This is a genomic window from Falsigemmobacter intermedius (assembly GCF_004054105.1).
GTDB lineage: Bacteria > Pseudomonadota > Alphaproteobacteria > Rhodobacterales > Rhodobacteraceae > Wagnerdoeblera > Wagnerdoeblera intermedia.
Genome location: NZ_SBLC01000010.1, coordinates 107,221 through 129,616 on the forward strand (window position 1 = coordinate 107,221; position 22,396 = coordinate 129,616).

Consider the following 22,396-nt stretch of genomic DNA (forward strand, 5'->3'; position numbering starts at 1 on the left):
GAAAGAAGAAGAATGAGGCGAGAGGGGTGCGCCGTTACCAGCGCACGATGAGCCGCTCTGCCTGGGACACGAGGCCAAACATCATCACCGACAGTCCTGAGGACAAAAAGACGGTGGCATAAAGCGTGGCCGAGCGGAAATTGAAGGTGCTGTCGAGGATCAGCGCGCCAAGGCCCTTATCCGCACCCACCCATTCACCGACGATGGCCCCGATCACACAGGTGGTGGCCGCGATCTTCAGCGCCGAGAACAGGAAGGGCAGCGAGGAGGGCAGGCGGATCTTCCAGAAAACTTCTGACTTTGAGGCCGAGAGAATACGCGCCAGTTCCAGCGCCTGGGGGCTGACCGACTGCAGGCCCCGGACCATGTTTACCAGCGTCGGGAAGAAGCAGATCAGCGCCGCGATCATCACTTTGGCGGTCAACTCTGCGCCAAAGATCAGCACCAGGATGGGCGCCATGGCCAGCACCGGAATGGTGTTGACAAAAACCGCGATGGGAAAGAAAGCCGCGCTCTGCGGTGCGCGAATGCACGAAAGCCACGGCCAGCAGGATCGCGATAGTGTTCCCGGCGATAAAGCCGAGCACGCTTTCATAGAAGGTGGGCCAGAAGTTCGACGCCAGCAGCGGCCATTGATTGACGAAAACCATCGCCACGTCAGAGGGCGCGGGGGCGATGAAGGGCGGCACTTTGAAAAGCCGCACGCCAAGCTCCCAGGCCAGCAGAAGGCCAAGTCCCGTGCCGATCGGCAGGGCGGCCTTCATAAAGCGCTCACGGCGCAGGGCTGCGAGTTGCGGATCGGTGGTCGTTGCCGGGGTGCGGTCAATAGCGGCCATCAGCATTGCTCCAGAATGTCGCGCAGCCGCGAGGCATAGCGGATGAACTCAGGGCTTTCGCGGTCACGGATCAGCCGCGGATAGGGCAGATCAATGTCGACCACCTCTTTCAGACGACCGGGGCGGGCTTTCAGCATCAGCACTTTCTGGCCAAGAAAGACCGCTTCCGGAATGGAATGGGTGACGAACAAAACCGTCACCCCGGTCTCCTGCCAGATATTGAGAAGCTGCAGGTTCAGGTGATCGCGGGTGATCTCATCCAAAGCGCCGAAGGGCTCATCCATCAGAAGAATGCGCGGCTGGCAGACCAGCGCGCGGGCAATGGCGACCCGCTGGCGCATACCGCCCGAGAGCTCATGCGGCAGCGCGTCTTCGCGGCCCTTCAGCCCCACCAGCTCCAGCAGTTCGCGCGGGCTGCGCCCCCCTGAGGGCGGACGGATGCCACGGGATCTGCCGATCTCCAAAGGCAGTTCGACGTTTTTCAGCGCCGAGCGCCAGGGCAGCAGGGTTGCATCCTGAAAGACGAAGGCAAATTCCCGCGCCAGACGGGCTTCCTCGACCGTTTTGCCTAAGACTTCAACGCTGCCCGAAGCCGCCGGGACCAGATCCGAGACGAGGCGCAGAAGGGTGGATTTGCCGCAACCCGAAGGGCCGAGGACGGAGTAAAAAGCCCCCGCCTCAATCTCCAGCGACAGATCTTCGATGGCCGTGAACTGCCCGAAGCGCACCGAGGCCCGCTTCAGCACGGCCGCCTTCGGGGTCACCCCGGCTGCGGAAAGGTCCAGCCCCATGGTCATGCTCCGAATTTGGCGCGCACGTCGGCGGTGGCTTCAAGGATCTCCAGCGTCATGATGTCATCAACCGAAGGCACCGGCCCCTGGAACTGGCCGAGCGCGGCATATTGCTCGATCTGCTTTTGCCAGTTCTCGCGGGTCATCTGACCCCAGCCATTGGCCTTTGTCTGCTCGTTGAAGCAGTATTCATCCATCAGCATATCGACGGTCGCCAGCTCATCCGCCAGCACCATATTGGGATAGCGCTTCACCAGCATTTCGACCGCTTCTTTGCGGTTCTCAAAGGCCCAGGCCCAGCCGCGTGCCGAGGCGCGCATCATGGCGACAACCTTGTCCTTATGGTTCGCCAGCATATCGTCGGTGGTGTAATAGGGGTTGGCGTAAAGCTGCACGCCTGCGTCCCAAAGGGTCAGCTCCACCCGGTCGTCCCCAAGCGCCACCAGCACCGGCGTATTGGTGCGCCAGCCGGTGACCACATCGACCTGACCGGTCAGCAGCGGCGCCACATCCGAGCCCATGACCGAGATTTCCAGCTGGTCTTCTTTGAGGCCATTGGCGGCCAGTAGCGCCTGCAGCAGCACCCTTGCCGTGCCATTGGTGGCAACTTTTTTGCCGATCATATCTTCCGGTTTGGCGACCGGTTTCGACTTCATCGAGAAATAGGTGAAGGGGTGGCGCTGATAGCCTGCGGCGATGCATTTGATCGGCATCCCCGCAGAACGCGCCAGCATCAGCGAAGGCGAGGACGAGTAAGATCCCAGATTGGCTGACCCGGAGGCAACTGAGGCGATCCCGTCGACGTTCGGGCCGCCCGGAACGATCTCAAGCTTCAGACCTTCCTCTGCGTAAAAGCCTTTCTCGTCAGCGGCGATTTCGCCTAAAATTCCGTTAGATGCGAGCCATCCCAGCTGCATCCGGCAGGTGTAAAGATCCTGCGCGCCGGCGGGCAGGAAGGTCAGCAGACTGCCCCCCGTAAAGGCCCCGGCAGCGGCAAGAGAAGTGCCCAGAAAGCGACGGCGGGTGGCGGAAAAATCGGAACGGTTACGCGAAGCGGGATCGGTCATTTCAAGATCTCCTGTCGGGGGTGCTCCGGCTCTTCCGGCCTGGATTAACGAAAACTGTGGCAGTATGTCGCGCCCGGGCATAGAAGCAATCTTGTCCATCAGTGATGCCTTTTTTGCACCACGATTCGGGGGGATGCCCGCATGCATTCGATCTTTCTGCGCTATCTTGACGAGACGGCGAGACAGGGCTCGATCAGAAAAGCAGCAGCCGTGCTGAACGTTTTCTCAACGGCGGTTAATCGCAAGATTATCAGTGTGGAGGAGCAGCTTGGGGTGAAACTCCTCTCCCGAACTGCCGAAGGGGTGGAGCTGACCGCTGCGGGACGAATCGTCCTCGAACATTGCCGCCGCACCCTGATGGAATACCGTCAGGTCCAGTTGCGCCTCGGCGATATCCGCGATCTGCGTGCGGCCCATATCGGGATCGCCACCATCGATTCCGTCTCGATGGAGTTTCTGCCCCGCGTGCTAGATCTCTTTCAGGAAGAGCATCCGGAGACGAGTTTCACCATCAACCACTGCCAGCCCGAAGAGGTCATGTCGGCTGTCGCGGCGGGCGAGGCGGATATCGGCGTCTCTTTCGTCCTCGATCTGCACCCGGATGTGCGGGCGGTGGCGCGGCGCGGGGCTGCCATCGGGATCATCCTGCGCGCCGATCACCCGCTGGTCGAGCGCAGTTCGCTGTCGGTGCACGATATTGCCGATTACACCCTGGTGAGGACCACCGATGCGCGGGGGCGGCATTCCATCATCGATCAGGTGGTGACGGATTCCATGGTGCAGAGCCAGGCCACGCTTTTCACCAATTCGCTGCCGCTGGCGCGCAAGATGATCCTCGCGGGGCGCGGGATCGGGCTTTACACAAGGCTGGGGTTTCTGAGCGAGTTGGAAAGCGGCATTCTGCGCTTTGTGCCTCTCGATGCGCAGCAGTTGAATGACCTGCGCATCGGGGTGCTGGTCAGCGCGCGCCGCCCGCTGGAGCCGGCTTCGGCGGTGATGTGCGATATGATCGCCGACCGTCTGAAGCGGCTTAATCTCGGATAAGATCCGGGCGGGTGTCCCCGCCCGGTCAAAGGCTCAGATTGCCTGGGTCACGAAGCGGGTGTCGAGATAGGCTTCCACCGCTTCCGAGCCGCCCTCAGTCCCATAGCCGCTGTCTCCGATGCCACCGAAGGGCACTTCCGGCAGCGCGAGGCCAAGGTGGTTGACCGTCAGCATGCCCGCGCGGATCTCATTGCGCAGCCGCATCGCGGTTTCCGACGAGGTGGTAAAGGCATAGGAGGCAAGGCCATAGGGCAGGCGGTTCGCCTCTGTCAGGGCCTCATCCACGCCTTTGATGCGGTTGATCACGGCGACCGGGCCGAAGGGCTCTTCGTTCATGATCGCGGCATCGGTGGGCACATCGGCCAGCAGAGTCGGGGCATAGAACCAGCCCTTATTGCCCAGACGACGGCCGCCGGTCAGCAGTTTCGCGCCTTTGGAAATCGCGTCTTCGACCATCTTTTCGATGGCCGGAATGCGGCGGTCATTGGCCAGCGGGCCCATGTCGATGCCGTCTTCCATACCATTGCCGATCTTCAGTTTCTCGGCGACGGCTTTGAAGCCTTCGATGAACTGATCGGCCACGCCGTCCTGCACGAGGAAGCGGGTCGGAGAGACGCAGACCTGCCCGGCATTGCGGAATTTATGCATCGACATCAATGAGATCGCCTGATCCATATTGGCGTCGTCAAAGATCATCACCGGGGCATGGCCGCCCAGTTCCATGGTGGCACGCTTCATATGCAGCCCGGCCAGCCCGGCCAGTTGCTTGCCGATCGGGGTCGAGCCGGTGAAGCTGATCTTCTTAATCACCGGATGCGGGATCAGATATTCCGAGATCTCGGCAGGCACGCCGAAGACCAGGTTGACGACACCGGCAGGCACGCCTGCATCGACAAAGCAGGCGATCATGGCGGCAGGCGAGGCGGGGGTTTCTTCCGGGGCCTTCACGATGATCGAGCAGCCGGTGCAAAGCGCGGCCGAGAGTTTGCGCACCACCTGGTTGATGGGGAAATTCCAGGGCGTAAAGGCTGCGACCGGGCCGACCGGGTCTTTGATGGTGATCTGCAGCACATTGGTGGCGCGGGCCGGGATGACCTGGCCATAGGTGCGCCGTGCCTCTTCGGCGAACCACTCGATGGTGTCAGCAGCCCCCATGGTTTCCATGCGCGACTGGGCCAGCGGTTTGCCCTGCTCGAGCGTCATCAGAACGGCGATGCCCTCGGCACGCTCGCGCAGCAGGGCGGCGGCTTTGCGCATCACCTTGCTGCGGTCATAGGCGGAGGTGTTTTTCCAGGTCTGAAATCCGCGCTCTGCGGCTTCGAGCGCGGCGTCGAGATCGTCGCGGCTGGCATGGGCGACCTTGCCGATCACCTCTTCGGTGGCAGGGTTGCGAACGGCGATGGTGCGGCCGTCTGATGCGGCACGCCAGACGCCGTTAATCAGAAGCTGCGTGTCGGAATAGCTTGTCATGGAAAACCTCAGGGACCGCCGGGCGGTGCATGATCGGAAATGGGCACCGTCTGACTCAGATGGTCCTGACGGAACGCGCGCATGTGACAACATAACGCAGGCGATCGCAATACCCGTCCCTCAGTGCCTCTCCGTCGCAGCGCCTGGGGGAGAGACCGGAGGCAGGGATGCTCTGCTGAGAAAATGATCTTTGTCGCGGGTGGATCTGTCAACAGTTCGCAAAAAGCTTGACGCTTTTGCATCCAGATGGATACAGTTGGATGCATGATCGATTCAACACTCTCTTCGCCGGATGAAATCCCCCAGGGCCAGCTGGTCTATCGACGCCTTCTCGATGAGATCGCCGAGGGCCTGCTGCTGCCCGGCGCGCGATTGCGCGAGGTGGAACTGGCAGAGCGGCTGGGCCATTCCCGGACCCCGGTGCGCGAGGCGATACGGCTACTGGAGGCGGACGGACTGGTGGTGCATCTGCCGCGCCTTGGTGCCACCATCCGCAGCCTCGATTACACCGAGGTGATGGAGCTTTATGAGATGCGCGCCGTGCTGGAAGGCACCGCCGCCCGGCTTGCGGCCCGGATGGCGGGGGCGGCGGAACTGGCAGAACTCGCCCGGATCAACGCGCTCTTTCACGCGGCGGCAGATGACACCACGGCCCGCGCGCTGAACCATGCCTTTCACGCGCTGCTGCTTGAGGCCTCGCGCAACCGCTTTGTGCAGCGCGCGATGCGGGGTCTGCAAAAGACGCTGCTGCTTCTGGGGCCAAGCACCCTGCAGGACAGCGCTCGCAGTCAGATCGCCGCGCAGGAACACGACGCCGTCCTGGCCGCCCTTCAGGCCGCAGACGGCGCGGCGGCGGAGGCCGCGATGCGTCACCACATGGAAGGGGCCCATGCCGCGCGACTGCAGGTTCTGCACCGCCTGAGCAGGGGCCTTCACGACTGACCGCGCGATCAGGGACAGGCAGCGGATATCAGGGATAACGGAGCAAATGGGCAGAGAGCTGATACCCCGGGATCTGACCGGGAAGGGCCCCCATGCGGGCGGGCTTTGGGATGTGGTCGTGGTGGGGGGCGGCAATGCCGCGCTCTGCGCTGCGATCACGGCGGCAGAGGCGGGCGCGCGGGTCATCATTCTTGAGGGCGCGCCGAAGACCTACCGGGGCGGCAATTCGCGCCATACCCGCAACTTCCGCTGCATGCACCAGGGGCCGCTTTCGGTTCTGACCGGCAGCTACGGCGAAGAGGAATATTTCAACGATCTGCTTTTGGTGACCAAAGGCCAGACCGATGAGCATCTCGCCCGCCTTGCGATCCGCACCTCAGAGGAATGCCTGCCCTGGATGGAGGCCCATGGCGTGCGCTTTCAGCCCTCACTTTCGGGCACACTCTCACTCTCGCGGACGAATGCGTTCTTTCTCGGCGGCGGCAAATCCCTGGTGAACGCCTATTACAACACCTGCGAAGACCTCGGCGTCAGCGTGATCTATGAGGCGCAGGTCAGCCATATCGGCATGGAGGGTGATACCTTCACCCATGTTGACGTCTCGGTCAAAGGCGGCCCGGTTGAGCAGATCCGCGGCAAATCGGTGGTCCTGGCCTCAGGGGGATTTCAGTCCGATCTGGAGTGGCTGACCCGGGCCTGGGGGCCAGCGGCTGCGAATTTCCTGATCCGCGGCACGCCTTATAACCGCGGTGTGGTCTTGAAAGATATGATCGATCAGGGCGCGCTGACGGTGGGCGATCCGACCCAGTGTCACTGCGTGGCCATCGACGGGCGGGCGCCGAAATTCGACGGCGGCATCTGCACGCGGCTGGATTGTGTGCCTTTCTCGATCGTGGTGAACAAAAACTGCGAGCGGTTCTACGATGAGGGTGAGGACACCTGGCCCAAGCGCTATGCAATCTGGGGCCGCCTGGTGGCTGCCCAGCCCGATCAGGTGGGTTATTCGGTGATCGACAGCCGCTCTCTCGATCTGTTCATGCCCTCGGTCTTTCCGCCGGTGAAGGCCGATACCATCGAAGAGCTGGGCCAAAAGCTCGGCCTTGACGGTGAGAAGCTTGCCGCCCGCGTGGCTGAATTCAACGCCGCCACCCGGCCCGGCACCTTCCACCCGACCGAGCGCGACGGCCTTGCGACCGAAGGCTTAAGCCCGCCGAAAACCAACTGGGCCCGCCCGATCACCGAGGCGCCTTTCTATGGCTATTCGCTGCGCCCGGGCGTGACCTTCACCTATCTCGGGCTGCGGGTTTCTGACACCGCGCAGGTTCAGCACGCCCATGGTCCGCTGAAAAACGTCTGGTCTGCGGGCGAGATGATCGCAGGCTCTATTCTTGGCCAGGGCTATCTGGCCGGTTTTGGTATGACCATCGGCACCGTTTTTGGTCGCATCGCAGGCCGGGAGGCCGCCGCTCATGTCCTTTGAAACCCCTGACCTCATGGCGGAAGCCCGCCGCCAGATCGAGATCTGCAACGCCTGCCGTTATTGCGAGGGCTTCTGCGCGGTCTTTCCGGCGATGACCCGCGATAAGGCCTTCTCCGACGGCACGCTGAGCCACCTGGCGAACCTCTGCCACAACTGCCGGGGCTGCTCATACTCCTGCCAATATGTGCCGCCGCATGAGTTTGATCTCAACGTCCCCGCCGCGCTGGCCAATGTCCGCCAGGACAGCTGGGAGCGTCATGTAAAGCCCGCCGCTTTCGCGAAAGCCTTTCACGCGCATGGCGTGGCGATCATGGGACTTATGGTGCTTCTCATCGCAGGTTTTTTCATGGCGGCGAAATCGGGCGGCGAGGGCGGTTTTTACGCGGTCTTTTCGCATAACACTCTGGTGGCGCTGTTCCTGCCGGCGTTTCTCCTGCCGCTTTTTCTGGTCGCACTTGGTCTGCGCAGCTATTGGCGCGAAACCGGGGGCAGCTGCATTCGTCTGAGTGATCTGAAGGAGGCTTTTGCTTCGGTCGCGAAGATGAAGAACCTGGCTGGCGGCCATGGCGAGGGCTGCAATTTTGAGAAAGAGGACCGCTACAGCCAGGGCCGCCGCTTTGCGCATCAGGCGGTGATGTATGGCTTTCTTTTGTGCTTTGCCGCGACCTCTGTGGCGACGCTCATGCATTATCTGCTGGCGATGCCCGCGCCCTACGGGCTTTTCAGCGCGCCGAAACTGCTGGGGATTCCGGGCGGTCTGCTGATGGTTCTGGGCGGGGTTGAGATGATCCGGCTGAAGCTGAAGGCCGACCCCTCGCTCGGGGCTGCCCGCGTGTGGGGCGGCGAGATGGCCTTTGTGGTGCTGCTGGTCCTGGTTTCGGCCACGGGGCTTGCGCTTTACGCGGCCACCGGAACCGGGCTGGTGACGGCGCTGCTGGCTTTGCATCTGGGGACGGTGATGACGCTCTTTCTGCTGCTGCCCTACTCAAAGATGGTGCATGGCTTCTTCCGCCTGTCGGCGCTTATCATCGAAGAGCAGAAAAAACGCGGCGCCTGACAGGCCCGCAGATGTCCAGAAAGCCCCCCGGCCGCGTGGTCCGGGGGGCTTTTTTTGCGGGGGCCGGGCAGATCTTTAACAGGGAAAGAACCCCTTCAGGGCCGCGCAGATATGAAAAGCCGCCCGGTTTCCCGGGCGGCTGTTGCATTCTGGTGCCGCTCAGGCGGTCAGTTCAGCAAGCGTTTCGGCCCAGGGGGCCGAAAGCCGCGTGGGATCAAGCGCAAGGATCGCGCGGATCCCGTTTTCTGCCGCGGGCCAGGCGCTGAGGTTGCCGAGGATTTTACCGGTGATCGCCTCATCTGAGAAGGGCTGGTCCGCGCCGCCGGGGGCGCTCAGGCATTCGCCCTCGAGAATTTCACCACTCTTCAGCGTGATCCGCACCAGCGCCGGGCGGTCGTTGGGCCAGGGCAGTTCCTGCGGATAAGCGCTGATCTTAACCCGCTCGCGCAGCGCCACCATATCGGGATCGGAAAGCGAGGCCCGGTCAAAGGCCGAAGCCCCCGCATGCCCCTTCAGAAGCGTGCTGACCGCGATATGCTGGATCGAGAATTTCGCCGCAAGGCTGGTCTCGGGCTGCGGACGGTCGAGTTTGCGGCCTTTCCAATGGGTCGCCACCTCAATCCCCGCCACCTCAGACGCCGCAATGCCACGCCCGGAAGTGGCCTTCAGAACGGCCTCAACGGTGGAATGCGCATATTGGCAGCAGGCATGCATTTTGTGATAGCCACCGGCGATTTTCCAGTCTTCCCCAAGCCCTTCGGTCAGCGCCTCCGCGCGGGTTTCACCGCCGAAGATATCGGCGAAAACCTCCGTCAGCGACCAGGGAGAGCCGGTCAGACCCACCGGTGCCCAGTCCACTGCCCGGATACCGTTCTGCGCACAAAGCCCGGGCCAGATATTGCGGATCAGCGCCCCGGAGACCGCGTGATTGAAGGGCCCCGGCAGACAGAGCGTAGCGGCGGTGGTGATGGCCTTGAAGGCCGTCTCCGCATCGACACCACGCAGTTTCGCCACCGCCGCAGCCGCCCCCACCGTGGCCAGCCCTCCATGGGGATGCAGCACGAGGCCGGGGAAGCTGAAGGCATGGGCAACCCGCGCCACCGTCTCATAGCCCGCGACGAGGGCGAGAAGCATCTCGCGCAAAGTCGCGCCGCTGGCCTCTCCTTCGGCCAGCAGGGCCGGGATGCAGTACAGCGCGGCATGACAGACAACGGCGCGGTAGCCGCCATCGAGTTCAGCCCAGTCCGCCGCCGATCCGTTGGCCAGAGCCGCCGAATAGCGGTCCATCCGCAGCACCGGGCGGCTGCCGTCAAGGACCGAAGCCTCAGCCACGCCCGCCACACGGGCCAGACCCTCGCGCAGCGCGGCAAGCTCCGGCTCAGCCCCCGCCACCACCATGGAGGCGAGATCGTCGCAGAACACCCGCGCCGCACGAATGCGGATATCCTCGGGCAGATCCTCCCATGTCAGCGCGGCGGTCCGCGCTGTCAGGGTTTTCAGAGCAGAGGCCACGGCCTCATGGATCTCAGGGGTAACGGGCGTGCTCATCTGTGAACTCCTTGTCCGATCAGCCGATCATCGAGGGCAGCCAGGTCACGATGGCCGGGAACATGATCAGCAGGCCAAGCGACAGAACTTCCATTGCGATGAAGGGGGTGACGCCTGCGAACACCTGCTCAAGGCGCAGCGGCACCGGCGAGGAGGAGCGCACCACAAAGACGTTCAGCCCCACGGGCGGCGTGATGAGAGAGATCTCGCACATCTTGATGACCACAACACCCAGCCAGATCGGGTCATAGCCCACGTTCATCATCACCGGGAACATCACCGGCAGCGTCATCACCATGATGGCGATCGGCTCAATGAAGCAGCCCAGGATCAGAAACAGGATCCCGAAGGCCAGCAGATAGGCGAAGGGTGCCAGATCCTGCAGGATCAGCCAGTCCGAGACCGTCGCGACCAGGCCGGTATAGGTCAGGAAGCGCGCAAAGAGCATCCCGCCAAAGACCACAAGGAAGATCGTGGCCGAGGACATGATGGCCTCAAGGAAGGTCTCGCGCAGGGTCTTGAGGCTCGCGCGGCGCTTGTAAAAGACCAGAAGGAAGGCCCCGAAAGCCCCAACCGCACCGGCATAGGTCGGGATGAACCAGCCGCCGTAGATGCCGCCGATCACCACGCCAAAGAGCAGCAGAATCCCCCAGGTGTTCTTCAGCGAGCCGATTTTCTCTTTCATCGTCACGTTATGCTCGGGCATCGGCGCATGTTCAGGCTTCAGTTTAGCCCAGACATAGATGCAGAGCAGGAAGAGGACGGCGGTCATGATGCCCGGCACAATGCCCGCGATCAGCATTTTGCCGACCGACTGCTCAGTGGTGATGGCATAGATCACCATGAGAACCGAGGGCGGGATCATGGCTGAGAGCACACCGGCAGAGGCAATCGCGCCTGAGGAGAGACGCTTGTCATAGCCCGCGGTGGTCATCTCGGGCATGGCCATCTTGGTGAAAACGGCTGCGTTCACCATGGTCGAGCCCGAAGCCGCACCAAAAGCTGCCGAAGCAATGGTCGTGGTCATGGCCAGACCGCCGGGCATCTTTGAGAACCAGTTATAGGCGGCGGCATAAAGATCGGTGGTCAGCCGCGCCTGGGTGGCCAGAGAGCCCATCAGGATAAAGAGCGGGATCACCGCAAGGGTAAAGCTGTTGACGGTGGCAAAGGGCACCGAGCCCGCCTGGGCCAGGGCCGCAAATTCGCCCATGGTCAGATAGATGCCAAGGACGCCGCAAAGGCCCATGGCGACGCCGATATGGACACCGGCAATCATCAGAAAAAACAGCAGACCAATCGTAATAATGGCTGCGGTGGCTGGATCGAACATCTGGGCAGGCCCCCAATGGAAGTTTCTGGCAGGTCCCGGACACCGCCACAGCCCTTAAGGCGCGCGGCGGAGCCCGGCAGTTTAACGGGGGTCAGCCGAATTCCAGCTCATGCGGGTTTCCGAAGTTGGTCAGGTCGTACCAAAGATCGATCAGCAGCTGCAGGATCATCAGGGCAGAGCCGAAGACCAGGATCCAGCGAGCGGGCCAGATCGGGAAGGCCACAAGACCCGAGGTCGACTCGCCGATTTCCCAAGCATAGACCGCCTCAACCCCGCCCTGCCAGGCTAGCAGAATGAAAAATGCGATGCCCGCGAGGGAGGTGATGATATCCATCACCGAGCGCATCTTTTTGCCGACCTGCATATAGACCAGTTCGACGCGGATATGGCTGCGCCGGATCTGCGCCCAGGTGATGCCGCCGAAGACGACGAGAACCATGGTGCTTTCGGTAAACTCCAGTGCACCGGAGACCGGACTTCCAAGTTGGGTGCCGACGACATCCGCAACACTCAGCAGCATGGAAAGCAACAGCCCGATGCTGCCGAGCGCGACAGAAAATACCGCCAGTTTTTCGATGAGAGTTTTCATCCCGGTCTCCGTTTGTCAGGTTAAGGCCGAAGCGCGCTTATTGCGCGGTGCGCTCGCGCCAGGCCTTTGCGACTTCCGCCGCCTGGTCGCCCTGACCGCGCCCTTTCAGATCCTCAACCCAGACGTCGAGCAGATCGGGGGTCTTCGCTTTCCAGGCGGCCAGAGCCTCGGGGCTCAGCTCCAGGATTTCGCCGCCACCGGCTTTCACGCGCTCAACCGCGCCTGCAACGTGGGTGTTGCTCCACTCAACATAGGCAACCTGGGCTGCGGCGGCCTCTTCGGTGATGACCTGCTGAATGTCAGCGGGCAGACGCTTCCAGGTGCGGTCCGAGATCACGACCATGTGGCCTGCAATCGACATCGCCGGACCGCAGGAGAATTTGCCTGCTTCATAAAGGCGGTAGGCGTCGATATTGCCCATGTTCACGAAGGAGTAATCGATGGTGCCACGGTCAACGGCTTCATAAAGATCACCCGGCGGCACGGTGACGGGGGTTGCACCCACGGCCGTCATCATATGCGGGATCAGCGCGCCGAAGCTGCGGATTTTCTTACCCGCCAGTTTTTCCGGGTCCTGGCAGTCTGCCGTTTTGCCGGTCATGTAATAGCTGTCGACCGGCTGGTGGAAGAGACGGTGGATGCCCAGACGCGCCATCTCATCTTTGAAGGGCTGCAGTTCTGCGAAAGAATAATCCGCGATTTCAATGGCCTGTGCAGGGCTATTGAAAACGAAGGGGGTCTGCAGCGCCTTGGAGTAAAGCAGCTGATCGCCGTAATAGCCCGGCACAACGCCGGCCAGATCGATCGCACCGCGACCCACGAGGCCCAGCAGTTCCGAATCTTTCCCCAGACCGCCCGAGTAGACGATGTTGATTTTCACCCGGCCGTTGGTGCGCTCTTCCACACGGGCCGCGAAATCCTGCTCAACTTTCACGAAGGGCGAGTTCGACAGATAATGCCCGAAATTCAGGCGAAATTCCTGCGCAGTTGCCCCCGAGGCGGCAAAAATTGCGCTCATAGCGGTCATGCCCAGCAGGGCGATGGTCTTTTTCATGGTGTGACTCTCTGTTGGGGCGCAGGGAGAGTACGTCGCGCCAATCGTTACAGTCATAGAAAACTGTTTACAGTTTGCTTTGTTGTTGTGAACTGTCAATACTGCCCCTGACGTCGAAAGGCGCAAAATATTCTCCGAAACCGCAATTGCTGAAGAAAGTGTCATTTCGTGATGCCGACTCCTGCCGCGCCCGCGGGCGCTCTCGATCTGCTGGCCGGGCGGATGTCCTGCCGCTCTTTCACCTCCGGGCGCATCAGCCGTGAAGACCTCAATGCCATGCTGCGCGATGCGCTTGAAGCCCCCTCCTCCTGTAACCAGCAGGCCTGGCATTTCGTGGTCCTCGATCAGCCCGAAGATCTGGCGCGGGCCGCGGATCTGGCCGGGGGCAATCCGCATTTCCGCGACTGTGCGGCCCTCGTCTATCTGTGCTTTCAGAAGGGCTGGACGCATGACAATTTCTCGGTGGTCCAGGGGGTTGCGGCGGCCGCCTATCATCTGATGCTCTCGGCCCATCTGCGGGGATGGGCCTCGGTTTGGAATGCCGGCACCGGCGATCCGGCGAAGGTGCGCGAGATGCTGGGCCTGCCGCTGATTTTTGAAAACCAGGGGGCGATTGCCATCGGTCGGGCCGCCCCCGACAGCCCCGCCCGCAAGCCGCCGCGCCGCGCTTTGCAGGATGTGGTGTCTTACGGCCGTTTTGCGCGGGCCGAAGAGAGCATCTATCCCGCAAAACCTGCAGCCGCCTATCCGTTTCATGCGATCTCGCGGGCATCAAACCCCTTCGCGCAGTGGGACCCGAAAGACTGGACCTGGGCGCAGCTGGCCGATTACCGCGCGTACAGCGTCTGGGCGAAATCGCCTCTCGCGGGGGTCTATACCTCCCGGCGCGAAGGCGCCGCGACGCAGGCCTGGCTGCAGATGCTGGCGCCGCTGCCGCGGTCAGCCAGTGTCGTTGAAATTCTGGCCTGGGGCGGCACCAGCACCACGGCGCTGGCGCGGCATCTGCCCGAGGATGCTGCCCTGCAGGTGGCTGAGTTGCACCGCCACAACCTGACCTTCATCAAAGATCGCCTGCGCCATGAGGGGATCAGCCGCGAGGTGGGAGAGCTTCTGGCACCGGAGGGGCTTTTGCCCTGCGAGGATCGCAGTCTCGATGCGGTTCTGATCCCGCAAAGCCTTGAGCATATGGCAGATCCTGCCCTCATGCTGGCGGAAGCAGCGCGGGTGCTGAAGCCCGAGGGGCAGCTTCTGCTATCAGTCCGCAACCGCAGTTCCCGGGCCGGGGCAGAATGGGCTGAGGTGGAAAGCAAAGGCCAGGTGCCGCTGCAGGGGCCCTGGACGCCGCTGCGCCCGCGTAAACTCCTGGCGCTTCTGGAGCCGCATTTCGTGATCGAAGAGATCGCGGGCCTTGGCCTCGCCCGTGAGGGGGGCGCAGATCTTTGCCGCGCCACGCCCCAACTCTGGCGCCGCCGCGCAATCGCGCTCAGAGCGCGGCCGCGCGGCTGAAGGGTCAGGCCTGTCCGGGCTGACCGGGCAGGCTGCCTTCGGGCAGCGAGCGGATGTAATCGTTCACGCCCCCCACGGTGGTGATCCACAGATCATCGCGGTGCTTCATGATGTGATCAAGCGCGCGGCGCAGCGCGCGCAGCCGGTAGGGCTGGCCCAGAATGAAGTTATGCGTCACGAGCGAAAAGACCAGCGGGCGCTTTTGTGACTGCAGCAGAAGCTCATCAAACTGATCGATAATCATGCGCTCAAACGAGGCCGCAGCCTCCTGGCGAAAGACCATCGAGGGGCTGTCGTTCAGCTCTACTGAATAGGGCACCGAAAGGATATGGCCCTTGCGGGTGCGCATCCAGACCGGCTGGTCATCGAGCGGCCAGTCGAGCATGAATTCATAGCCCGCCTCCTGCAGCAGATCGAGGGTCACCTCGCTTTGCGCAAAGTAAGGCCCCATCCAGCCTTTCGGCTGTTTTCCGGTCAGCTCGATGATCTCAGCCGTGGCCTCCTCGATCAGGCGGCGCTCTTCCTCTTCCGACAGCACATCCTGGCGCTCTCCGTTGGAGCGGCCATGGGCCACGATCTCATCGCCGCGCGACAGGATTTTCTCGCGGATCTGCGGATAGGCCCGCAGCACCCGTGAGTTGATGTTATGCGACGAGGGCAGACCGTATTCCTCCAGCAGATCAAAGAGATACCACTGGCCCACCCGGTTGCCGTAATCGCGCCAGGCGTAGTTGCGATGGGTCTGCGGGGCTGTCAGCGTGGCACTGTCGCTGCCCAGACCATCGCGGTAGCTGAAAATCTCAATGTTATTGGCAATGCAGAAGGCCAGCTTTTTGCCGCCCGGCCAGTCGTAAGTTTTCCGCTCGGGCAGCGGTGACCAGTCGTAGCGGCCATGTTCGCGCAGTTCCATTTTAAGGCTCCCTGAAGCTTCTCAGTGGCGGTCAAAAATCCGCTGCAACTCGTCAGGATCACGGCTCTGGCGCAGGGCCAGCATCAGAAGGATGCGGGCCTTCACCGGGCTCAGATCGCCCGAGGCGATCCAACGCTCGCGCGTCAGCCAGCCGCGCCGCGCGACCCGGCCCGCGCCGACCCGGCTGGCCTGAACCACGGGCACGCCTCCGCGGGCGGCCTCCGCCAGCGCTTCGCGCTCCAGCGGCGGGGGCATGCCCGGGGCAAAGCCTGCTGAGACGAGCCCTTCGGCCCCGGCAGCAAGGCAGGCACGCACCATCACGCCATCATTTCCCGCATAGGCATGGAAAATGTCGACGCGGGGAAGGGCGGTCACGCCGCTCAGATCAAAGGCGGGACCGGCGTTACGCGGCAGGGCGGGCGCATAGAACACCAGGCGGTCGGGATCGCAGACCCCGATCGGCCCATGAGCGGGCGAGTGAAAGGCATCGAGCCGGAAGGTCGAGCCTTTGGTGACATCGCGGGCGCTGTGGATCTCATCATTGAGAACCACCAAAACCCCGCGCCCCCGCGCCTCAGGCGAGGCGGCGGTGCGCAATGCGTTGATCGCATTGGCAGGCGCATCCGACGACAGCGTGTTGAGCGGCCTTTGCGCACCGACGACCACAACGGGGCGATCTGTAGGCAGGGTCAGCGACAGGAAATAGGCCGTTTCCTCCAGCGTCGCGGTGCCGTGCAGGATCACGAAGCCTGCAATCTCAGGGCTTTCAGTGATGGCCGCGGTGATGGTTGCATGAAGCCGCAGCCAGTCTTCCGGCCCCATGGCGCTGGAGCCGACCGAGCGGAAAGCCAGCGGCTTTAACGCAGCAAACTCCCGCAGTTGCGGGAGTTCTTCAAGCACCTCATGGACCGAGAGTTTCCGCCCGGTCTCAGGGTAATCCATGTAGTCTCGGGGATCGGTCGCAAGCGAGGAGATGGTCCCCCCCGCTCCGATCAGCCCGATCAGGGGCAGGGTGGTCATCTCAGCCGCGGCCTTTCAGTTTGCGGTGCTGATAGCGGCCATGGCCCACGGCGTCATCGACCAGTGCACCGCCGCTGACGACGGCGCGGCCGCGCACCAGCGTATGCTCAATCGCGCCCTTAAAGGTCTTGCCCTCATAGATCGAATAGCCTGCCGAAGAGACAACCTTGTCGCGGGTCAGCTGCCATTCGCGCTCCAGATCGACCAGCACGATATCGGCATCAAGCCCCACGGCCAGCGCGCCCTTGGAGGTCAGCCCCATCAGATGCGCCGGATTTTCCGAGAGCACCTCAACCAGCCGCTCCAGCGGGATGCCGCGGGCGTGGTAGCCTTCGGTCAGCATGACCGGCAGCAGGGTCTCCATGCCGGGGCAGCCGGGGGATGCGGCCCAGATGCCATTGTCTTTGCTGGAGATATCGCGGTGAACGTGGTCGGTCGCGATGGTGTCGATCTCCCCATTGGCCACGCCCTGCCACAGGCGGTCACAGTCTTTGCGCGACCGCAGCGGCGGGTTGATCTTGCCCACCGCGCCGATCGGATCGGTCACGTCATGGGTCAGATAATGCGGGCAGGTTTCAAAGAAGATCTCATCGCCCGCCCTGCGCCGCGCCAGACCCGCCTCAAGCGCAGCGGCTGAGGAGGTATGGACCACATAAAGCGGCGATCCGGCCACATTGGCGAGATAAGACGAGCGCTGCACGGCTTCGCCTTCGACAAAATCCGGGCGCGAGGCATCCCAGGAGGCAAGGCCGCCCTTACCCTCAGGGTCGGCCTTCATCGCACGGTCGCGCAGCACCCAGGCGACTTCGATGTTTTCGGGGTGCGGGGCCACCATGCCGCCGTGTTGTCCGGCGAGTTCGGCCAGGCGAAAGAAGAAGCCGTCATCGATATCGGGCAGGCCGAGGCGTTTGCCCTCACCGCCGCGGTTGTTCATGAAGATCTTCAGGGTCGGCGCGCCATATTCGGTGATATAGGCGGGGACTTCTGAAAGCTGCTCTTCGGTCGAGATGATGAAGTGATAGCCAAAGTCGATGCGCGCGCCGGCTTCGGTCACCTGACGCACGCCCTCAAAGATCTCGGAGTGTTTTTCCGAGGCCATGAGATAGGGCACCATGGTGGTCACCCCGCCAATGGCAGCAGAGGCGGTTTCCACATCGGCATCGCGCGGCTCGCGCGGGCGCGAGATGTCTTTGCCGTGGCCCAGATGCAGGTGGGCATCAATCACGCCCGGCAGCGCCACAAGGCCCGAGGCATCGAGGGTTTTTTCGGCATCGGCCGCTGCGCCAGGTGCCAGGATGGCAGCGATTTTGCCGTCTTTCACGGCGATGTCGCAGGCGGTGCGGCCGGTGCCGGGAAGCACGGCCTCAGCGCCGCGGATGATGAGGTCAAATGCGGACATGGTTTTACTCCTGCGCGGAAATCTGGCGCAAAGCCGCACTCACGGCGCAGCAATCGGGGGCCTGGGGAAGCGCGGCCAGCGCGCTCAGAAGGGGGTGTGCATCCGCATCGGGGGCAAGGCGGGCAATGTTCGCGGTGAACTTGCCATCCAGATCGCTCTGCGCGGGTGGGCGTGAGCCATTGCCGTAGACATCCGCGATATGGCGCTCAACCACGCGGCCATCTTTCAGCGTCAGCCGGAGTTTCGCGTCAAAGCGCTGCGGGAAGGCGCTGCCCTCAAGGGGAGACCAGGTTGAACGTGCAGCAAGATCGGCCACGCCCTCTGAGAGCGGGCCTTCAAAACTGCCAAGATCCACCCGACCATCGACAAGCTGCATCGCCACGGTAACGGGCAGAGACCAGCGGGCTTTATGGCCCGAAGCCGTCACTTTCTCCGCCCAGGGTTCCGCCACGATCCCGGCGGTGCCCTGCGGCGCGAAGCAGTGGAAGCTCTCAACGTCTTCTGCGCGGATGCCATCGCGCATCATCAGCGAGGCCGCTTCGACGAAGGGGTGCAGATAATGGCAGCAGGGGTAGAATTTATAGGCGGCATCCTGCAGGTGCCAGACCTCACCCAGATCGGCGATCATCGCCTCAAAGCGGGCGGGGGCCTCCGCGTCCCCGGCGAACTGGCGGAAAAGACCAAAGCGCCCCTCAAGCGCGGTCGCAGGCCCCGTCATTCCGGCCTGTGCGAGATCTGCGGCGACAAGACCCGCATGGGCAGCCCAGCCGGGGTGCATGGATTTGACGGTCGAGCCATTGGTCAGAAACTCAAAGACGCCTGAGGCCTGGCTCAGCGCGATGCCGATCGCGGCTTCCGTCTGCTGCGCATCCAGCCCCTTCAGATCCGCCGCGATCCCTGCCGCGCAAAGCGCGCCACCGATGGAGGTCAGCTGAAAGCCGCGGTTCTGGAAACCGCCCGCAGCCGCCAGACCCATGCGGATAAACACCTCATACCAAAGCGTATAGGCGCGCAGAACTTCCGCCCCTGAGCGGCCGTTGGCCTCGCCTGCGGCAAGCGCCGCCGCCGCCAGAACGCAGGAGCCATGCACGATCGAGCCGGTGTGCGTGTCGTCATATTCAAGGCTGTGGATCAGCCCGCCGTTGATCAGCGCCGCTGTCTCAGGCGGCAGACCATGGGACAGGCCGAAGACTGAAGCCGGTCCCCGCCCCGTCTGTGCAGCCGCATAGCGCCGCCAATGGGCGCCGGCTTCTGAGCCGGCGGCCCCATGCCCCACGCCCACCGCATCGGTGAAATGGCGAAGGGCCGTGTCACTTACCGCCCCGGGCAGATCACCCAGAGCGCGAAGACGGGCAATGACCAGGGCGGTAAGGGCCATGTCTTAAGCCTCCAGATCGCGGGCAGCGGCGAGGGCTGCGAGACGGCCAAGGGCGGTCGCAGTCAGAAGACCATTGCCCGAGGCATAGCCAAGCGCACCTTTCGCGCCCGAGACCCCGGCTGCGGCACCGCCGCCTGCGTAGAGACCCGGGATCGCGGTGCCGTCTTTGCGCAGCACGCGGGCGTTATCATCCACGGCCAGGCCACCCTGGGTGTGGAAAAGCGCCGGAAGCGTGCGGCAGGAGTAGAAGGGGGCTTGCAGCGGCGCCATGCCGAAGTTTTTACGGCCAAAGGCATCGCCTTCACCCGCGCTCGCGGCGGCGTTGTAAGCGGCAACGGCGGCTTCTGCGGCGGCACCATCAATGCCCTGCGCGGCGGCCACTTCGGCGACGGTATCGCCTTTTTTCAGGCCCTTATGCTCCCAAAGCTCGGCGAATTCCTCTTCCTGCATCGCGATCTCGAAGATGCGCTGATCGAAGATCGCCCAGGAATGTTCGCCCTGCTCAAGCACATGGCGGGCATAACCCGAGTAGCCCAGCGATTCATCGCCAAAGCGGTTGCCGTTTTTATCCAGCAGCACGCCGCCTTTTTCGATGGTGGTCCAGCTGAGGATCGAGCCATGCGGATCGGCCACGGCTGCATAGCCCTGATAGGCGTTCATATTCAGGAACTGCGCGTCGAGTTCCTCGCCCCAGATCATCGCCTCACCGTCCGAGCCGAGTGCGCCGAAATACTGCGCCCCAGCGATCTCGGGGATATAACGCGCGACCAGCTCGCGGTTGTTGCCAAAGCCGTTCGAGGCGAGGATCACTGCCCGCGCACGCATCTCGACCAGCTCTCCATCGCCGGTGTCGATCATCGCGCCGCAGACGCGGCCGTTTTCGACGATCAGGCTGCGGGCCGAGTTGCCCACGGCCAGCGGAATGTCGCGCTTTTCGACCGCTGCCAGCAGATCATCGACAAAGTCCTGACCGCGGCGCGATTTCGGCGCATGCAGACGGTTGGTGGAATGGCCGATGTGCTTATAGGCGGTGACCAGCTCCATCCGGCAGCCGACCTCGTCGATCAGCCATTCCACGGTTTCCGCCGAAACTTGGGTCATGCGGCGCACCAGGCCCTCAGCCTCGGTTTCACCGGCAATGCCCATCAGATCGCGGAAATAGGTCTCGGGATCATCCTCAATCCCGGCCTCTTTCTGGAAGCGCGAGCCCGCTGCCGGAACCGAGCCGGTCGAGAGGGCCGAGTTGCCGCCGGGGCGGTCGTTTTTCTCAAGGATCGCCACCGACAGGCCTTTGTCATGGGCCTGAATGGCGGCGCAAAGCCCGCAGGCGCCTGCGCCGATGATCAGAACGTCAAGTTCGTCGCTCATTATATAGTCCAGTTCTTCCGGCAGAGATCAGGCGATTTTTGCCAGCGCGGCGATGACGTCATCCGTCGGCGCCACATCGGCATATTTGTAAGCCATGTCAAAGAGGTTGACCGCATGCGAGGTATAGGAGCGGTCGTAGCAGGCGTCCTGCGGCACGGTGCAGCGGAAGTTATAGGCAAAGCCGTCCACCACCGAGCCGCGCACACAGCCCGAGGTCGAGCAGCCGACCACCACAAGGCTGTCAACGCCGAGATCAATCAGATAGCTGGCAAGGGGCGTGCCGAAGAAGGCCGAAGGGTGCTTTTTCGGCAGCAGGATATCGCCGTCTTTCGGGGCGATCTGCGGCGGGAACTCATAGCCCTTTGCGGCCACACCCAGAAGGGCGGGCACCTTGTCGCCAAGGCGGCCGGTGTCAAAGGATTGCTTCGGGGCAACATAGGGATAAAGCACCGGCCAGCCTTTGGCGCGGAACACCGCCAGCAGCTTTTCGATATTGGCCATGGCATCCCAGGCCACCTGACCGCAGGAGGTTTTGAACTCCTCAATCGCGTCAAAGAAGGGGGCCGGTTTGGTGCCGGTGGTGCGATACTGCACGTCGATAATCACCAGGGCGGGGCGTTTGCCCAAGCCCGTCGGGCGGCCGAAACCGGCTGCGTCATAGGCGCGAAGATCTTCTTCGCTGATGATACCATCCCAGGGGCGCGTCATGATTGTCTCTCTCCCGCTCAGAATTTGTACTTGGCCTCAAGGGCATCCCAGTAATCTTTGTTGACCGCGCGCTGGCGCTCATCAAATCCGGCCAGCAGATCGGCGACGCTGTCGAGGCTGCCTTCATCGCGCAGCGCGGTCAGAACTTTATGCGAGGCGCGCAGCGCCGCCTGCAGCGTGGCATTGGCGTAAAGCACGATGGAAAAGCCGTTTTCTGCCAGCACCTTACGGCCCGGATCCGGGGTCTTGCCGCCAAAGACGATATTGGCCACCTGCGGCACCGACAGCTCTTTGCCGATGCGGGCGAGTTCCTCGAAGGAGGCCGGGGCTTCCACGAAAGTGATATCGGCGCCCGCCTCAATGAAGGCATTTGCGCGGTCGAGGGCGGCGTCCAGGCCTTCAATCGCGCGCACATCGGTGCGGGCGATGATCTGGAAATCCTGGTCCTGACGTGCGTCGACCGCGGCTTTGATCTTCGACAGCATCTCATTCAGCGGAATGACTTCCTTGCCGTTGAAATGGCCGCATTTCTTCGGGAAAACCTGATCTTCCAGCTGAATGGCCGAAGCGCCTGCGCGCTCAAAAAGACGCACGGTGCGCACGGTGTTGACCGCATTGCCAAAGCCCGTGTCGCCATCGACGATCAGCGGCAGGCTGACCACATCGGCGATCGAGGCCACGGTTTCGGCCACTTCGGTCGCCGTGGTCAGACCCACATCCGGAACGCCAAGGCGCATATTGGCCACGCCCGCGCCGGTCACATAGCAGGCCTCAAAGCCCAGATCCTCAATCACCCGGGCGAACATGGCATTTGCCGCGCCCGGAACCGTCATGGCATTGCGTTGGGCGACAAGTGATTTCAGCTTTTGTGTCGGGCGCATATCTTTAATCCAAAGGTC

The 22,396-nt window shown here is 62.8% G+C and carries 21 protein-coding genes; 6 read left to right on the forward strand and 15 right to left on the reverse strand.

Features of this window, described 5'->3' with window-relative positions:
- Positions 1-34: 34 nt before the first annotated feature.
- On the reverse strand, positions 35-460 hold the full coding sequence (locus EP867_RS20220; protein WP_241656865.1) for an ABC transporter permease: 426 nt from the start codon (positions 458-460) through the stop codon (positions 35-37).
- Here EP867_RS20220 and EP867_RS20225 point away from each other — a divergent pair.
- Positions 459-875, forward strand: a complete 417-nt coding sequence (locus EP867_RS20225) for a hypothetical protein (RefSeq protein WP_241656866.1) — start codon at positions 459-461, stop codon at positions 873-875. The genes EP867_RS20220 and EP867_RS20225 overlap by 2 nt on opposite strands.
- On the opposite strand, the gene EP867_RS09195 is transcribed toward EP867_RS20225, so the two are convergent.
- Together EP867_RS09195 and EP867_RS09200 are read right to left on the reverse strand one after the other, a co-directional pair.
- Complete coding sequence (locus tag EP867_RS09195) at positions 836-1,627, reverse strand: ABC transporter ATP-binding protein (RefSeq protein WP_128488397.1); 792 nt, start codon at positions 1,625-1,627, stop codon at positions 836-838. The genes EP867_RS20225 and EP867_RS09195 overlap by 40 nt on opposite strands.
- A 2-nt stretch (positions 1,628-1,629) precedes the next feature.
- A complete protein-coding gene (locus tag EP867_RS09200) occupies positions 1,630-2,694 on the reverse strand; it encodes an ABC transporter substrate-binding protein (protein WP_128488399.1) in 1,065 nt (354 codons plus the stop codon).
- Positions 2,695-2,835: 141 nt separating this feature from the next.
- Between EP867_RS09200 and EP867_RS09205 the strand changes: the two genes are divergently transcribed.
- Entirely contained in the window at positions 2,836-3,738 is a 903-nt protein-coding gene (locus EP867_RS09205) for a LysR family transcriptional regulator (RefSeq protein ID WP_128488401.1), read from the forward strand.
- Between the two features lie 33 nt (positions 3,739-3,771).
- On the opposite strand, the gene EP867_RS09210 is transcribed toward EP867_RS09205, so the two are convergent.
- Positions 3,772-5,208 (reverse strand): NAD-dependent succinate-semialdehyde dehydrogenase, encoded by a 1,437-nt coding sequence (locus tag EP867_RS09210; protein WP_128488403.1) that lies wholly within the window; start codon positions 5,206-5,208, stop codon positions 3,772-3,774.
- Positions 5,209-5,472: 264 nt separating this feature from the next.
- Here EP867_RS09210 and EP867_RS09215 point away from each other — a divergent pair, with 264 nt between their 5' ends.
- From EP867_RS09215 to tcuB, 3 genes are read left to right on the forward strand one after another with little or no spacing between them, the layout of a single operon-like run.
- Positions 5,473-6,150, forward strand: a complete 678-nt coding sequence (locus EP867_RS09215; RefSeq protein WP_128488405.1) for a GntR family transcriptional regulator — start codon at positions 5,473-5,475, stop codon at positions 6,148-6,150.
- Between the two features lie 46 nt (positions 6,151-6,196).
- Positions 6,197-7,630 carry an FAD-dependent tricarballylate dehydrogenase TcuA gene (gene tcuA / locus EP867_RS09220; protein WP_128488407.1) on the forward strand — a complete coding sequence of 478 codons (1,434 nt, stop codon included), beginning with the start codon at positions 6,197-6,199 and terminating at the stop codon, positions 7,628-7,630.
- A complete protein-coding gene (gene tcuB, locus EP867_RS09225) occupies positions 7,620-8,687 on the forward strand; it encodes a tricarballylate utilization 4Fe-4S protein TcuB (protein WP_128488410.1) in 1,068 nt (355 codons plus the stop codon). Before tcuA ends, tcuB begins: the two co-directional genes overlap by 11 nt.
- Before the next feature lie 159 nt (positions 8,688-8,846).
- On the opposite strand, the gene EP867_RS09230 is transcribed toward tcuB, so the two are convergent.
- The 4 genes from EP867_RS09230 to EP867_RS09245 form a co-directional block, all read right to left on the reverse strand.
- Positions 8,847-10,235, reverse strand: a complete 1,389-nt coding sequence (locus EP867_RS09230) for an MmgE/PrpD family protein (protein ID WP_128488413.1) — start codon at positions 10,233-10,235, stop codon at positions 8,847-8,849.
- Positions 10,236-10,254: 19 nt separating this feature from the next.
- On the reverse strand, positions 10,255-11,565 hold the full coding sequence (locus tag EP867_RS09235) for a TRAP transporter large permease (protein ID WP_128488415.1): 1,311 nt from the start codon (positions 11,563-11,565) through the stop codon (positions 10,255-10,257).
- A gap of 91 nt (positions 11,566-11,656) precedes the next feature.
- Complete coding sequence (locus EP867_RS09240) at positions 11,657-12,154, reverse strand: TRAP transporter small permease subunit (RefSeq protein WP_128488417.1); 498 nt, start codon at positions 12,152-12,154, stop codon at positions 11,657-11,659.
- Between the two features lie 37 nt (positions 12,155-12,191).
- Complete coding sequence (locus EP867_RS09245; RefSeq protein ID WP_164888818.1) at positions 12,192-13,208, reverse strand: TRAP transporter substrate-binding protein; 1,017 nt, start codon at positions 13,206-13,208, stop codon at positions 12,192-12,194.
- Between the two features lie 171 nt (positions 13,209-13,379).
- Here EP867_RS09245 and EP867_RS09250 point away from each other — a divergent pair, with 171 nt between their 5' ends.
- Positions 13,380-14,714: a nitroreductase family protein gene (locus EP867_RS09250; protein WP_128488421.1), complete on the forward strand. Its 1,335-nt coding sequence runs from the start codon at positions 13,380-13,382 to the stop codon at positions 14,712-14,714.
- 4 nt (positions 14,715-14,718) lie between these two features.
- Here EP867_RS09250 and EP867_RS09255 read toward each other — a convergent pair whose 3' ends face one another.
- From EP867_RS09255 to EP867_RS09285, 7 genes are read right to left on the reverse strand one after another with little or no spacing between them, the layout of a single operon-like run.
- Entirely contained in the window at positions 14,719-15,624 is a 906-nt protein-coding gene (locus EP867_RS09255) for a polysaccharide deacetylase family protein (protein ID WP_128488423.1), read from the reverse strand.
- Between the two features lie 21 nt (positions 15,625-15,645).
- Positions 15,646-16,644 (reverse strand): asparaginase, encoded by a 999-nt coding sequence (locus EP867_RS09260; protein ID WP_128488425.1) that lies wholly within the window; start codon positions 16,642-16,644, stop codon positions 15,646-15,648.
- Position 16,645: 1 nt separating this feature from the next.
- Positions 16,646-18,043 (reverse strand): dihydroorotase, encoded by a 1,398-nt coding sequence (locus EP867_RS09265; RefSeq protein ID WP_128488427.1) that lies wholly within the window; start codon positions 18,041-18,043, stop codon positions 16,646-16,648.
- Positions 18,044-18,047: 4 nt separating this feature from the next.
- Entirely contained in the window at positions 18,048-19,421 is a 1,374-nt protein-coding gene (locus tag EP867_RS09270) for an MmgE/PrpD family protein (protein WP_128488429.1), read from the reverse strand.
- Positions 19,422-19,424: 3 nt separating this feature from the next.
- On the reverse strand, positions 19,425-20,789 hold the full coding sequence (locus EP867_RS09275) for an FAD-dependent oxidoreductase (protein ID WP_128488431.1): 1,365 nt from the start codon (positions 20,787-20,789) through the stop codon (positions 19,425-19,427).
- A gap of 27 nt (positions 20,790-20,816) precedes the next feature.
- Positions 20,817-21,497 carry an isochorismatase family protein gene (locus EP867_RS09280; RefSeq protein ID WP_164888819.1) on the reverse strand — a complete coding sequence of 227 codons (681 nt, stop codon included), beginning with the start codon at positions 21,495-21,497 and terminating at the stop codon, positions 20,817-20,819.
- Positions 21,498-21,514: 17 nt separating this feature from the next.
- Positions 21,515-22,378 carry an isocitrate lyase/PEP mutase family protein gene (locus tag EP867_RS09285; protein WP_128488436.1) on the reverse strand — a complete coding sequence of 288 codons (864 nt, stop codon included), beginning with the start codon at positions 22,376-22,378 and terminating at the stop codon, positions 21,515-21,517.
- Between the last annotated feature and the right edge of the window lie 18 nt (positions 22,379-22,396).